Source organism: Bacteroides sp. AF25-38AC (assembly GCF_003602995.1).
Lineage (GTDB): Bacteria > Bacteroidota > Bacteroidia > Bacteroidales > Bacteroidaceae > Bacteroides > Bacteroides uniformis.
In genome coordinates this window covers 17,402-32,904 of the sequence record NZ_QTMD01000017.1, presented here as the reverse complement: position 1 = coordinate 32,904, position 15,503 = coordinate 17,402, and the positions used below count along the sequence as shown (strand labels likewise).

Here is a 15,503-nt window from a genome sequence, read left to right as displayed (position 1 = left end):
GCCAATGTGATTAATCACATTGGCACATTAAGTTGTCTCCGTATCCAGTCCAGCCATTCATCCCACTGTTCCTGATACCAGTAATGCCCGGTTTCCAGATAAGGATGCAGTTCCTTCGGAGAAGAAATCACATTGTAGGCTGCATACATGGAAGTGGGAGGACAGACCTCATCGTTATACCCCCAACTGAACCAACCGGGCACATTCAGCAGGCGGGCAAAGTTTGCCGTATCATAATAGCGCACCGTTTCAAGCTGCTTTTCATCGGGAGCACCGTAATAATAGAAATAATGGGGCCAGCCGCAAGCGCGCTTCTTGAAGAACGCTTCGTGGTCGCATAAGGCAGGATGAACAGCCGCCAGGAAAGTAACGCGCGAATCAAGAGCCGCCGTAATCACAGACAAGGCACCGCCCTGGCTGGAGCCCGTAACGCCCAGCGCCTTCCCGTTGTACTGCGGCAGCGAACAGATAAAATCCACAGCACGCAAAGCGCCTACCACCACACGGTTATAGTAAGAAGCATCCCGGCTGTCGCGGCCGAACGTCCAGTAATTGCTCAGCGCCCCACCTGCCAGCGCATCATATACAGACTGCTGCATCGTGACGGGAATGCCGTGGATACCCACCTCCAATGTAATCACCTTTCCAGGAGCCGTATACGTATCTCCCGCATAAGGGCGGACACCCGCACCGGGCACACGCAGCAAAGCCGGATACTTCCCTTCTTTCTTGGGAATACTGAGAATACCGTAAAAACGTCCTCCCCAAGCTTTTGTCTGGAAGCTGACCTGATATACATTATCCGTTTCCGTACAGCGTTCGGGAAGCAGCGTCATAAGGGGATTCAACGGAGTCTTGCGCGCCTCTTCCAAGGTCTTGGCCCAATAATCCCGAAAATCGGCAGGAAGTTTCGTCACAGGTTGCAGCTGCTCGGGAGCATAGGCCGATGTAGCCAGCCCTTCATAAGTCCGGCCGTCCACATGCGCCTTGACCTTGCAACGCAAGAAGCCTGCAGTCTTCATCGTGCCTTGCAACTTCAAGGTACCATCTTTCAGCACCACGTCTTTCTTTACTTCAGTAGGATACATCTCGGGGCCCAGTTCATAGTCAATCTTGACATCGGACAAGAGGTTCTGTGCCTTCAGCACCCGGACGGTAAACGTACACTTCTCATTCAGACGATACACCCAATCGCTATGGTCAGGTGAAACGACTACACGGATTTCATTGCCGCGTATCTGCGCCGTCACAGCACATACACACAGCAGACATAAAAATAAGGAAAAAACTCTTTTCATGATATCAGATATTAGTATTAATCATCGGTGCAAAAATAGGCACTTTCAATGAAGAATACCAATACTTTTTTATCATATCACCAGCTTCTTTTTCCGATAATTCTCACGGAATTCCTTCGGCGAGCATCCCTTCTTCCGCTTGAACATACGATTGAAATTGGACAGATTGTTGAAGCCGCAGTCATAGCACACCTCTGCAATGGTACGCGTGGAATCTACCAACATACGCGTGGCAAAGCCCAGACGGATATCAATAATGTAGTCGGAAAGCGTCTTGCCGGTGCGCAGGCGAAAGAAACGGCTGAAAGAGACCGGGGTCATGCCCACCATATCGGCCAATGAAGCCAACCGGATATCCTCCTGATAATGGGTAGAAATGTATTTCTGCACCTTCTGTACCCGGCGGCTGTCAGAGAAAGTCTCTATCTTGGCAAACGAAGAACTGGACAACACCCGGGCATTGTCATAGAGGGAAAGTTCGTAAAGGATACGGAGAAAGTTCATCACGGCATAAAAGCCCTGCTCCTCGGAAGCCAGCTTATCCAGCCAGTTGTACACCTTCATGATGGCCTGCATGGGGAAACTAAGTCCGCACTGTGCACGCTCCAGCATCCGACGGATACTGTCGAACTGGTTCTTGTTGACAACGTTCCCGAAGAACAAGTCGGGAGAGAACTGAATGGTAATCTCCCGAATATCCCCGGAGGTACATTCATGTTGCTCCCATACATGCTCCAACTCCTTACCGGTTATCAGCACCAGGTCATAATCACCGATAATCTCGGCAGAATCGCCCACCACACGACGTACGCCGGAAGCATGTTCCGTGAAGTTCAGTTCATACTCTGCGTGACAATGGATGGGGTAGGTAAATTCTGTTTTGCGACGATCGGCAATATAGAAACAGTCACGTTCCGACAGAGGGGTTATTTCCCTCATGATATAGTTCTGGTTTTCCATAGGCATTGGTTAAAAAAATATCATGCCACAAATATACTCATTCTTTTTAATCCCACAACAGTACCATTTGTTACATTTAGAGGTAATAATTGTTATATATGAGCAGATACCCGGGAAAGTCCCACCCGGAAAAGCAAAACTTCCGTTCTTCTCCCCCTCAGGCTCTAATGTAAGGATGTATGAGATGCGCATCTCGTACACTTACACACTATAGTTTGAGGAAGAAAGAAGCGGAGATCCCTCTCTTGCCCCATAAACAAAAGAAAGGTCTCCGCTTCGCCGGATGATATGAATGATAAGTCGCTTACTTCTGCAGCTTCAAGACGCAGGAAGTTTCCGGCAGGTTTTCCGAAACGACCGTCATTGTGGCTTCTCCCACTTCGCCGGTACTTTGCAACAGCACCTGTGCAAGTCCATTGAATGCCTTTACCTGATAGGTGCGTGCATCAGCGTCGGCCGGACGTTCCGTAGCCCGATAAGCGGGGTCTCCATTCCCCACCCCAAGGATGCGTACCGGACCGGAGACGGTTATTGTCAAGTCGTTGCAGGCAGTGGGGACAAAACGTTTCTTCTTGTCCTGCAACTCAATGTTACACACTGCCACATCCCGATTGTCTGCCTGAATGACGGAACGGTCTGCCGTCAGGGAGATACGGGCAGGAGCACCGGTAGTCTCCACAGTACGGGCCAATATTTTTTTGCCGTTCTTATAGCCTACAGCCTTCACTGCACCGGGCTGGAAAACGGCTTTCCAGGAAAGATGGCCGTTTCGGGGCATCGGTTTGCGCTCCAGTTTCTTGCCGTTCACAGTCAGTTCCACTTCATCGCAATTACTGTATACCCAAATGTCGATGCTATCACCTTCGTGACCTTGCAGATTCCAGTGGGGAAGGATGTGCAGCACCGGCTCATCCGTCCACCAGGACTTCAGATACCAGGCTTCGTCCTTGGGAAAGCCACAGTAGTCCAGAATGCCGAATTGTGAGCCCGTAGCCGGGAACTTCATGGGGTTGGGTTCACCGCGGTAGTCGAAACCCGTCCAATAGAAAAGACCTGCCAGATAGGGGCGTTCGTCATAGAATTTCCAGCCACGCTCGATGCAGTTCAGCAGGCTGTCAGGCCCGTTCGGTTTACGGTTGTGCGCCACCATGTGGCCTTTGCCGTGGGCATCAAAGTAGATGCCGCGCGTACCACAGCCCGTGGTCTCTTCCGAACCGAGCGCCCGGCGACCGGGATAATCCTTGCGGTGCTGCTCCACAGGGTTCTGAAGGATGTAGTTATAACCGGCCACGTCTGCGGGAATCAAAATGGCAGGGCCACTGCTCGAAGCAACGGTCATGAGGCGCGTAGGGTCGAAACGGTGGCAATATTCGCGCATCGTGGCAGCAATGCGTGTACCGCTTTCTTTCCACTCGATGCCCCACTCCTCGTTGCCTACGCTCCAAAGGATGATGCACGGATGGTTGCGGTCGCGGTCTATCATACGTTTCAGCAGGCGGGTATGTTCCTCGTTGACGCCCGTCAGACGGTTTTCCTCTATTACAAGAATGCCGAGGCTGTCGCAGGCATCGAGCATTTCGGGAGTCATCGGGTTATGGGAAGAACGGTAGGCATTGCAGCCGAACTTCTTCAGTTCCTTCAGTCGGTACACTTGCAGGGCATCGGGAATGCCGGCACCTACTCCGGAGTGGTCTTGGTGCATGTTCACACCTTTCAGTTTCAGAGGCTGTCCGTTCAAGAGGAAGCCCTTGTCGGCATCGAAGCGGATGTCACGAATACCCGTAGTAGTGGTATAAGCATCCACCAGCTTGCCATGCTGATAGACTTCCGTAAGCAGTGTATATAGATAAGGTGTATCCACACTCCAAAGATGAGGTTTGTCCAGCGCTATTTCACCGACGGTGAGCTGGCGGTCTTTCGGCAGCACCGGCTTACCGGCCGTTTCGCAGCGTGCCACTTCCTTGCCGTCGGCATCCCGGAGGATATGGCAGAGGCGGTAATCCTCCGTTTGCAGACCGGAGTTTTCAACAGTGGTCTCTATCGTCAGCTTGGCCTTGTCAAAAGGTGCGGCCAGCGTGCTGTGCACAAAGGTTCCGAAAGGAGCTACATGTAACGGCGCCGTCTTGTTCAGCCATACATGGCGGTAGATGCCCGCACCCTCGTAAAACCAGCCCTCCTCGAGCGTGGCATCCGCACGGACGCAGATAAGATTCTCTTCTCCGTAATTCAAGTATTCCGTAATGTCATACACCTGCGTGGCATAGCCGCTCGGTTCGTGTCCCAGGTAGAAACCGTTTATCCAGATACGGGCATCACGGAAGATACCGTCGAACTGAAGATAAAGATGTTTGCCGAGGTCCTCTTGTGGCACGGTGATGGTCTTTCGGTACCATCCCACAGAGTTTTCGGGAAATTTATAGCCGACGGCTTTATAGCCATGACTGTGGCTCGCCTCTTTGGCATAAGGCAAATCAACCACCCAGTCATGCGGAAGATTGACCGTCTTCCAGTCCACACCCCACTTCTCCGGATTGAACTTGGGAGAGTAAGGGCCCTCATTATGGATAGAGGCTGCCTTGGTCAGATAATTGAAGTACTCCGTTCCGCAGCCGAAGTCTTTCTCCGGTGAGGAAGCATTGCCAAAAGCAAACTGCCAGCCATCATCCAGCAAAATACGTTCGCGGACAGATTGGGCGGAAAGAGAAAAGGTAATTCCAAGAAGGAACAGAAATGCGAATAAGTGTTTCATATCGGTTAATCATAAAATGTGTTTACAAAGATAGGGCGAAATAGACTCGTACAGTGATACTTTTGTATCTTTTTCCGGTACTTCATGTTTCCGAGGGGAAAAAACACGCTGGGCAAACAAGGGTGATAGGAGAAAAGTTTTTAAATTTGAAGCGTGCTTCCGGGAAAATGGCCGGATGCCACAACTAACGAAGAATGTATCAAACTAAATACAAGAAATAATATGCAAGACAAAAGATTCGGATATTTCGATGACGACAACCGCGAATACGTCATTACCGATCCCAAGACACCTTGGCCATGGATTAACTACCTGGGCAATGAAGATTTCTTCTCACTCATCTCCAATACCGCCGGAGGCTATTCCTTTTACAAGGACGCCAAGTTCCGCCGCATCACCCGCTACCGCTACAACAACGTGCCGATGGACAACGGGGGACGCTACTTCTACATCAATGAAGGCGGCAACGTATGGTCTCCCACCTGGAAGCCCTGCAAGACCGCACTCGACAGCTACGAGTGTCGCCACGGCATGAGCTATACCCGTATCACCGGAGCCAAAGACGGCATCGAAGCCAGCCTGCTCTTCTTCGTCCCACTGAAGACCTGGGGAGAGGTGCAGAAGCTGACCTTGCGGAATACTTCTGCCAAAGTGAGAAAACTCAAACTATTCTCCTTTGCCGAATGGTGCTTGTGGAATGCCGCTACGGACATGGAGAACTTCCAGCGTAACTTCTCCACGGGAGAGATGGAAGTGGACGGGTCTGTCATCTACCACAAGACGGAATACAAGGAACGCCGCAATCACTACGCCTTCTACAGTGTCAATACACCCGTAGACGGTTTCGATACCGACCGCGAAACATTCGTGGGACTCTACAACGAGTTTGCCGACCCGGAACGGGTAGTAGAAGGCAGACCGGGCAACAGCATTGCCCACGGTTGGAGTCCCATCGCCTCGCACTATCTGGAAGTAGAACTGCAACCCGGCGAAAGCCGCGACTTCATCTTCCTGCTGGGCTATGTGGAAAACAAGCAGGAGGCAAAGTTCGAGGAACGTGAAGAATCTCTGCATGAAGCGTTCAAGCAGAGTGTACCCTCTTCACCTATTATAAATAAGGTAAAGGCTAAGGCGATGATTTCGGCCTTCGACACTACCGCCAAAGTAGATGCTGCCTTTGCCGAACTGAAAGCCTACTGGGACCGCCTGCTGGACATCTACGTCGTGAAGACCGACGAAGAAAAACTGGACCGCATGGTGAACATCTGGAACCAGTATCAGTGCATGATTACCTTCAACATGTCCCGTTCCGCCTCTTTCTTCGAGAGCGGCATCGGTCGTGGAATGGGTTTCCGCGACTCCAACCAGGACCTCGTGGGCTTCGTGCATCAGATACCGGAACGAGCCCGCGAACGAATCATCGACATAGCTTCTACCCAATTCCCCGACGGAGGATGCTACCACCAATACCAACCGCTGACCAAACGCGGCAACAACGACATCGGCGGCGGCTTCAACGATGACCCCATGTGGCTTATCTTCGGTACGGTGGCATACATCAAGGAATCGGGAGACTTCAGTATCCTGGATGAGCCCGTCCCCTTCGACAACAAAGAAGGTTCGGAAGTGTCTCTGTTCGAGCACCTGCGCGTCTCCTTCAACCACGTCATCGAGAACCTCGGCCCCCACATGTTGCCCCTCATCGGCCGTGCCGACTGGAACGACTGCCTGAACCTGAACTGCTTCTCCTGGGACCCGAATGAATCCTTCCAGACCACGGAAAACCAAACGGAAGGCAGCCAAGCAGAATCGCTGATGATTGCCGGCTTGTTCGTGGTATGCGGACGCGACTATGTGGAGCTGTGCCGCCACCTGGGTAAAGACGACGAAGCAAACAGAGCGCAAACCTATATAGAGAACATGGTGGAAGCCGTGAAAAAACATGGCTGGGACGGTGACTGGTACTTGCGCGCCTACGATTACTTCGGCCACAAGGTAGGTTCCAAAGAGAACGAAGAAGGACAAATCTTCATCGAATCGCAAGGCTGGTGCACCATGGCAGGCATCGGACTGGAAGAAGGCATGGTAAAAAAAGCGCTGGACTCCGTAAAGGAACGCCTGGACTGCGAACACGGTATTGTACTCAACAATCCACCCTTCACCCGCTATGTTGTGGAGTATGGAGAAATCTCCACCTATCCCGCCGGCTACAAGGAGAACGCAGGTATCTTCTGCCACAACAACCCGTGGGTCATCATCGGAGAAACCGTACTGGGACGGGGTGACCGTTCCTGGGAGTATTTCCGCAAGATATGCCCGTCGTACACCGAAGAGCACAGTGCCCTGCATAAAGTAGAACCTTACGTATGCTGCCAGATGGTGGCCGGCAAGGACGCCGCCCGCCCCGGCGAAGGCAAGAACAGCTGGCTGACTGGAACGGCTGCCTGGATGTGGTATGCCATCACGCAATTCATACTCGGCATCAAGCCTTCGTATGAAGGTCTGGAAATCAATCCTTGTATCCCGGCAGGCTGGAAAGGCTTCAACGTGAAGCGTAGGTTCCGCGGGGCAGAATATCATATTACCGTGAAGAATCCCGATGGTGTGTGCAAAGGCATCAAGTCCGTCACAGTAGACGGCCAGCCGATAGAAGGCAATGTGGTGAACCATCTGCCGGGCACGCATACAGTAGAAGTAATAATGGGATAACCCACAAAATACAATATCATGATAAACCCTATTTATTCTCCAGCGCCCGAACGCTATGACAACGGCATGAAATTCCGCCGTTGCGGGCAAAGCGGCATCCTGCTGCCGGAAATATCACTCGGATTGTGGCACAACTTCGGCGACGTGAACACATTTGCCAATTCCCAGGCCATGGCGCACTATGCCTTCGACCGTGGAATCACACATTTCGACCTCGCCAACAATTACGGTCCTTCCTACGGTTCCGCCGAAGAGACTTTCGGAATGATTATGAAGAAATCCTTCATGCCCTATCGGGACGAACTATTCATCTCCACCAAGGCCGGACACGACATGTGGCCCGGCCCCTACGGGGAGTGGGGCTCACGCAAGTACCTGATGAGCAGCCTCAACCAAAGTCTGAAACGGATGAACCTGGAGTATGTGGACATCTTCTACTCCCACCGCTACGACCCGGATACTCCGCTTGAAGAGACCCTGCAAGCACTGGTTGATATCGTACGGCAAGGCAAAGCACTCTATGTAGGAATCTCCAAATATCCCAAAGAGGCGGCCGAGTTTGCCTACAAATACCTGGAAGAACGGGATGTACACTGCCTGCTCTATCAAGGCAGATACAATCTCTTCAACCGCGAACCGGAAGAAGAAGGTATCCTGCAGCAAGCCAAAGGGAACGGAACCGGCTTCATCGCCTTCTCCCCGCTGGCGCAGGGCCTGCTGACCAACCGCTACCTAAATGGTATTCCCGAAGATTCGCGCATGGCAAAGGGGGCTTTCCTAAAGAAAGAAGCACTGACCGACGAGACGCTGCAAAAAATCAAGGCACTCAACGAGGTTGCTGCCTCACGCGGGCAAACCCTTGCCGAGATGTCACTTGCCTGGCTGTTGAAGGACGACCTGGTGACAAGCGTCATCATCGGAGCGAGCTCCGTTGCCCAACTGGCAGATAACCTGAAAGCGACTGAAAATACAGACTTCTCTGCCGAGGAACTGGAGAAGATAAAGAAAATCATTCAAAAATAAATCAACATGAAAAGCCTCCTTATTCAAACCTTTTGTTTATTATTCCTTTGCTTGGGCACGGTCCGTGCACAGCAATACCAACTTGCATCACCCAACGGAAAACTATCCGTTACGGTAGATGCCGGAGAAGCCCTCACCTGGCAGATAGCACACGACGGAACCACGGTGCTGCAACCCTCTGCCATCGCCCTGCAAGGCAGAGATGAAAAATCAGCCAAGAAAGCAATAACTTTCGGTAAAAATGTAAAAGTAATCCGTGCAGAACGCAAGTCCGTGGAGTCCTCCTTCCCCACTCCCCTCTACAAAAAGGCAAGTGTGGAGGATGTCTACAACCAGCTGACACTGAAATGCCGCGGAGGCTACAGTGTACAGTTCCGCGCATACGATGACGGCGCTGCCTATCGCTTCATTTCCGAACAGAACAAGCCGTTTATCGTCCTCAACGAAACAGCGGACTTCAATTTCGACAAGGATTACCAGGCATTTGTACCTTACATAAACGACAACCGCAACGGTGAGCGCTATTGCTTCTCCTTCGAGTCTTACTACGACGAAGCCCCGTTGTCCAAAATGCACACCGACTCACTCTCCATCACCCCACTGATGGTTTGCCTGGACGGAGGAAAGAAAGCCGTTATCATGGAAGCCGGATTGGAAAACTATCCCGGCATGTTCCTCACTGTAAATCCCCAGACACGTCAAGGAGTGCAGGCAGCATTTGCTCCCTATCCGCTGGAAGAAATAATCGGCGGACACAACCGGCTGAACCTGATACCGACCAAGCGTGCAGACTACATCGCCCGTTGTGCCAAGCAGGAACTCCCCTGGCGTGTGGTACTCGTCACCGAAAAGGACACGCAGCTTGCCGACAACGACATGGCACAGCGTCTTGCCCCCGCCTGCCGCATCAAAGACATTTCCTGGATTAAACCCGGCAAAGTGGCTTGGGACTGGTGGAACACCTGCAACTTGACTGGAGTAGACTTCAAAGCCGGCATGAACACCCCGACTTATAAGGCATTCATCGACTTTGCCGCCGACAACAACCTGGAATATATCATCATCGATGACGGCTGGAGCGGAAACGAATCCTTATTGAAAGACCTGAATCCGGATATCGACTTAAAGGAACTGGTAGCCTACGGAAACCAGAAGGGCGTCGGCATCATTCTCTGGGCAAGCTGGCGAAACTCTGCCAAAGATACGGAAGCTGCATTCAGCCACTATGCACAGATGGGTATCAAAGGCTTCAAGATAGACTTCTTCGACCGTGACGACCAGCCACTGGTACAGTCTGTAGAACGTATTGTAGCCTGCGCCGCCGAGCACCGCCTGGTATTGGACCTGCATGGCCTCAAGCCATACGGTATACAGCGCACCTATCCCAACGTCCTGAACTTTGAAGGTGTAAAGGGATTGGAGAACGCCAAATGGGAACCGATAGTGAACGGAGCCCCCCTCCACAACTTCCCACGCTATGACGTGACTGCTCCCTACCTGCGTATGCTTATAGGCCCGATGGACTACACACCGGGAGCCACAATGAACGCAACCCGCGAAACCTTCCGTGCCGTCAACGACCATCCGATGAGCCAGGGTACGCGCGTCCACCAGATGGCGATGTACACCCTCTTCGAAGCCCCGCTGCAAATGCTTGCCGACAGCCCCAGCAAATATATGAAGGAGCAGGAATGCACGGACTTCATTGCCAAAGTGCCTACCGTTTTCGACGAGACCGTGGCACTGGACGGTGAAGTAGGCGAATACCTTACACTGGCACGCCGCAAGGGAGACGTCTGGTACATCGCCTCCATGACCGACTGGACACCACGCGACTGTACCATCGACCTTTCCTTCCTCGGAGAAGGAAGTTACGAAGCCGAAATCTTTTCCGACGGCATCAATGCCGACCGGGAAGCAACCGACTACAAGAAAGAAGTACGCACCGTGACCTCGGGAGACAAGCTGAACATACACATGGCACCCGGAGGAGGATGGACAGCACGGATATGGAAAAGATGATAGGGTGATAAAGTAATGACATGATAAGTGCAATAGGGTGACAGTTACGTTAAAAGTGCTGTCACCCTATTCCTTTATCACTTTTAACATACCTCTACGTGAACCTTTTATATCCTATCTTGTTTTTTCTCACAAAAGCCTAAGGTACCATAGGGCAGGAATTTATATTAAACCTAAACAATTATAAAAGTATGAAGAAATTTATTCCCCTATTATTAGCGGTCTTTGCAGTGACGCTTGCATCTTGCGAAAAAGACCCTGACATGGATAAGCTGGACAATAATTATCTGGTTTATACCAACTATGACAAGAAGGCGGATTTCAAAACCTTCGAAACTTATTACTTGCCGGACAGCATTCTGGTTATCGGTGATAAGGAAAACGCCGAATACTGGAAAGATGAGAATGCCCAGGAAATTCTCAGCGCTTATGTTGCTAACATGAACAGCCGCGGCTACACCCGTGTGGAGGACCGGGAAGAAGCCGACCTTGGCTTGCAGGTAAGCTATGTCAGAAGTACCTATTACTTCACCGACTACGGACGTCCCGAATGGTGGTGGAACTATCCAGGCTACTGGGATGCTCCTTACTGGGGCAACTGGGGCGGATGGTATTATCCCTATGCCGTGAACTATTCCTACAGCACCGGTTCCTTTATCAGCGAATTGTTGAATCTGGAGGCGCCGCAAGGCCAGAGCGAGAAACTTCCTGTTCTGTGGACCAGCTATATGAGCGGCTTGCTGAGTGGTTCTACTTCTGTCAATACCAAACTTGCCGTGCAAGGTGTGAACCAAGCTTTCACTCAATCAACTTACCTGACTAACAAGTAGTGACAAGCTACGAGCTATAAGTGACAAATGACGGGTTACCCAATATTAAGGTAACAAGAATAATACGGCAGCATCCTTTCCGGACTGGGAAGTTGCCATTGAACCAAAAAACAAGAACAAAGTATGAAAACAATAAAATATCTTTCCTTGAGAGTACTTGCGGTTGCCGCTCTTGCTCTCGTCTTCGCCCTACCGACGAAGGCACAGATGACCGATAACGGTTATGCCAATATCGACTGGCAATATAACTTTCCCCTCAGCAACAACTTCGCCGACAAATCAAGCGGCTGGGGTATGAATTTTGAAGGCGGTTACTTCCTGACAGACAATTTTGCATTGGGAGCTTTCTTGAACTACCATAGCAACCATGAGTATTTCGGTCGCCAGACACTTCCCGTAGGCGAAGGCGGCAGTCTGAATACCGACCAGCAGCACACTGCATTCCAGTTGCCTTTCGGTCTGGCCTCCCGCTATGTATGGAACCGTGGAGGTGCATTCCAGCCGTATGCCGGTGTAAAACTGGGTGCTGAATATGCACAGTTGAAGTCAACTTTCAACGTATTCGAAGCCAACAAAGATACATGGGGTTTCTATGTATCTCCTGAAATTGGTTTCAATGTGTATCCTTGGGCTTATGGACCGGGCTTGCATTTCGCAGCCTATTACAGCTACGGTACGAACAAAGGTGACCTCTTTACGTACAGCGTAGACGGTTTGAGCAATTTCGGTCTGCGCGTAGGTATTGCGTTCTGATAAGACACACACTTAAAGCTTAACAGATAGAATTTAATTGTTTCAAAATTGAAGAAGAAAAGAGCCTTTCCTGCGTGAGCAAGGGAGGCTCTTTTTAATTCTACCAGTTATTTTTTTCCTCCCAGCATCGCCTTATATACAGCTTCCTGAATCCTCGTCCTTATATCCAGCCTCATCAACTTGTTATTCCACACATCCGGATAGGTGCGGTTGCTCAAAAAGACATAAACCAAGCCATTCTCCGGGTCTGTCCAGGCGCAAGTGCCCGTGAAACCGGTATGGCCGTAGACAGAAGCAGGGGCAGACTCTGCGCAGGGACTCTTCTGGGGATTACGCTGGTCGGGCTTATCAAATCCCAGCCCCCGGCGGCTTATCCTTGAGACGGTGGTAGTAAATACCCTGCAAGTCTCCTTGCTCAAATAGCGCTTACCGTCCAGCTCACCCCCATTCAGCAACATCTGATAGACTTTTGCCACTTCTCCGGCAGTGGAGAACAGCCCGGCATTACCGGAAACACCACCCTGAAAAGCTGCAGATTCATCATGTACAAATCCTTGCAAGGTAGTCTTACGCAAGAAAGGGTCTGTTGATGAAGGTACAATATCTTCCTTCTTCAAGAAGCGCAGAGGAAGATACCCCGTACGCTCCAATCCCATCGGAGTATAGAATTCCTTGGCCAAATATTCGTCCATAGACATGCCGGTGCGCGCCTCGACCAACTGCTGCAACAAGATAAAGCCCACACAACTATAACGGTAACGTTTATCTCTAAGCGGAGTATCCACAATCTTCTGCAAGTACTCCTGCTTGAAAGAACGGTTCAGCCAAAGGCTGTCGGACACTTGCATCGTATATTCCGGTGTCTGCACCTTCGACGTCAGTCCCTGACGGAAGCGGAACTTAGGGTTCGCCCAAGTCTGCCGTCCGATGCGTGCGGAATGCCGGGCATCGGGACGTGCCTTGAACAAAGTGCCGGTGTAGCTCTCTTCATCAATCGCTTCCTGATAGAATAGCAAGGTAGAAGGTAGACCGGATTCATGCATCAGCAGTTCGCGTACCGTAATATTCTTCTTGTCCGTATCCTGTAGGAAAGGCAGATAATCCGACACCCGGTCTGTAAGATTGAGGCGTCCGCCATCGTACAACTTCATCACAGCAAGCAGCGTGGCTGTGGTCTTTGTCAGCGAAGCGATGTCGTATACATCCGTCTTCTTTACGGGAAGCGCCTTGCTTCCGGCCTCGTTCCAGACGTGGGTACCGAAAGCTTTATTATACATCTCCCTACCATCCTTCAGCACCACCACCTGGCAGCCGGGGTAAGCCCCTTCACGAATGCCTTCTTCAGCTATCTTGTCTATTTCAGCCAGCAGACGGGAATTCATACCATGCTCTTCGGGTACAAAGCGGGGGGCGCTTTGAGGAGTCAGCGTCACTCCCGCACCGGCAGCAAACCGACTACCGATACTGGCAGACAAGCGTCCCTCTGAACAAGCGCTGCCATAAACAATCCGGGCAACCTGCCGCTGTACCTCCTCGTTGGAGGAGTGTGCCAAAATCACCGCTTCAGCAGCAGCGTCCCCTTGTTTTATCTGCAATACCTGCTTGCCAGGAATAAAGAACAGATAAACCACCGGTACGTCAGGAGCGAACTTTGCAAAGAAATTCTGATAGGGCGTCAAACGGTGTTCGGTGACACAGACCAGAATACGTTTGTACTTGGCCAGCGCATTTCTCAAACGGTTCCCGTCAGCCTCCGGCAGATTCTTGCCCAAACGGAACTCCACAGGACGGGTATACTGCGACAGTTCCTTGAGGAACGGCTGGATTTCCTGCGCTTCTCCCACATTGAGCACGGCAACTTCACCGATGGAAGGGTCCAGCGGAAGTACCTCGTCCCGGTTATCCAGCACAGTGATGGCCGCCAAGTTCAGCCGGCGCATCAAATCACGCGTTTTCGGAGTATTGATGCGGGTCCCCAAACCTGAAAGCTGTACATGGGGTTTCTTTTCCAACCCAAGGGCATATTTATATTTCAGTACTTTACGGCATTTCGCCTCTATCTCTTTCTCTGTCAGCTCCCCTTTTTTCACAGCGGCAAGCACAGCCTCCACTTCTTCCTTAATACGCCGGGGGACAAGCAGCAAATCATTGCCGGCTTTCAGCGCCTGCAAACAGATGCTTTCATTGCCCGATACCCCTTTCATGGCAAGGGCATCCGTAAAGACAAGCCCCTGAAAGCCGAGGTCATTCACCAACAGACCGGAAACTACCTTACGCGAAAGCGAAGACGGGAGCCCCTTTTGCGGCTCTATGGTAGGCACCTCCAAGTGCCCCACCATCATTCCTCCCAATCCGGCACGAATGGCTTTTCTGAAAGGATAAAGCTCTATACTGTCCAGACGGGCACGGGTAAAAGGCAGCACGGGCAACGCCTTATGAGAATCAACATCCGTATCCCCATGCCCCGGAAAGTGCTTGCTGACAGAAAGTACACCACCATCCTCCAACCCTTTGGAGTAGGCAACAACCTTGTTCGCCACATTGAACGGACTTTCACCGAAGGAACGGGTATTGATAACCGGATTCTTGGGATTGATATTCACATCCGCTACAGGAGCAAAATTCACTTGCACCCCCAGTTCACGGCATTGGCGGGCCACCTCGCGCCCATATTCATAAATCAGTGTATCGTTCTGTATGCAGCCCAGCACCATGTTTCGCGGAAAGTTCGGGGTACCGCGAAGGCGCATAGCCAGTCCCCATTCACCGTCAAAGGTAATCATCAGCGGAACTTCCGCCATCCGCTGCGCCTCATTGGTCAACATCACCTGGTTCTGCATCAATCCGCCGGAGAATAACAGACCGCCTACCTTATAGTCCTCCACCACCTTACGCAGCAGTTCCTTGTTGGCCTTGTCCTGCCGGGGGGCAATCGTATAGATGAACAGTTGTCCGATGCGTTCTTTCAGAGTCAGACGCTGCATGACGGAATCCACCCACTGCCTGCACCGCACGTCACTGTTCAAGAGACGTACAAGCGAAGGGTCGTTCGGCGGCACCGGAGTAAACGGCATCGGGCCAAGCTGCGCTTTCAGAAGCGGACAAAGACAACACAATATAGTGATGGCAAGCAGGTATATTCTCTTCATTCCTTATAGA

At 51.4% G+C, this 15,503-nt stretch carries 9 protein-coding genes; 5 read left to right on the top strand and 4 right to left on the bottom strand.

Translation table 11 applies throughout. The features are described from left to right. Positions 1-14: 14 nt before the first annotated feature. From DWY55_RS12870 to galA, 3 genes are all read right to left on the bottom strand, one after another. Positions 15-1,298 carry an acetylxylan esterase gene (locus tag DWY55_RS12870; protein WP_005834805.1) on the bottom strand — a complete coding sequence of 428 codons (1,284 nt, stop codon included), beginning with the start codon at positions 1,296-1,298 and terminating at the stop codon, positions 15-17. Positions 1,299-1,370: 72 nt separating this feature from the next. Next, positions 1,371-2,258, bottom strand: coding sequence for a helix-turn-helix domain-containing protein (locus DWY55_RS12865; RefSeq protein WP_009037794.1), 888 nt, complete (start codon positions 2,256-2,258; stop codon positions 1,371-1,373). A 304-nt stretch (positions 2,259-2,562) separates the two neighbouring features. Further along, positions 2,563-5,007, bottom strand: coding sequence for a beta-galactosidase GalA (galA, locus tag DWY55_RS12860; RefSeq protein WP_117878915.1), 2,445 nt, complete (start codon positions 5,005-5,007; stop codon positions 2,563-2,565). Positions 5,008-5,229: 222 nt separating this feature from the next. Here galA and DWY55_RS12855 point away from each other — a divergent pair, with 222 nt between their 5' ends. From DWY55_RS12855 to DWY55_RS12835, 5 genes are all read left to right on the top strand, one after another. Continuing rightward, on the top strand, positions 5,230-7,716 hold the full coding sequence (locus DWY55_RS12855) for a GH36-type glycosyl hydrolase domain-containing protein (RefSeq protein WP_117878926.1): 2,487 nt from the start codon (positions 5,230-5,232) through the stop codon (positions 7,714-7,716). 18 nt (positions 7,717-7,734) lie between these two features. Then, a complete protein-coding gene (locus tag DWY55_RS12850) occupies positions 7,735-8,739 on the top strand; it encodes an aldo/keto reductase (protein WP_005825039.1) in 1,005 nt (334 codons plus the stop codon). A 6-nt stretch (positions 8,740-8,745) separates the two neighbouring features. Beyond that, positions 8,746-10,761, top strand: a complete 2,016-nt coding sequence (locus tag DWY55_RS12845) for a glycoside hydrolase family 97 protein (RefSeq protein ID WP_117878917.1) — start codon at positions 8,746-8,748, stop codon at positions 10,759-10,761. A gap of 191 nt (positions 10,762-10,952) precedes the next feature. After that, positions 10,953-11,591 carry a DUF4136 domain-containing protein gene (locus DWY55_RS12840; RefSeq protein ID WP_022400889.1) on the top strand — a complete coding sequence of 213 codons (639 nt, stop codon included), beginning with the start codon at positions 10,953-10,955 and terminating at the stop codon, positions 11,589-11,591. A gap of 123 nt (positions 11,592-11,714) precedes the next feature. Further along, positions 11,715-12,344 carry an outer membrane beta-barrel protein gene (locus DWY55_RS12835; RefSeq protein WP_022400890.1) on the top strand — a complete coding sequence of 210 codons (630 nt, stop codon included), beginning with the start codon at positions 11,715-11,717 and terminating at the stop codon, positions 12,342-12,344. Between the two features lie 107 nt (positions 12,345-12,451). Here DWY55_RS12835 and DWY55_RS12830 read toward each other — a convergent pair whose 3' ends face one another. Continuing rightward, positions 12,452-15,493: a glycoside hydrolase family 3 N-terminal domain-containing protein gene (locus DWY55_RS12830; RefSeq protein ID WP_117878920.1), complete on the bottom strand. Its 3,042-nt coding sequence runs from the start codon at positions 15,491-15,493 to the stop codon at positions 12,452-12,454. Positions 15,494-15,503 lie beyond the last annotated feature (10 nt).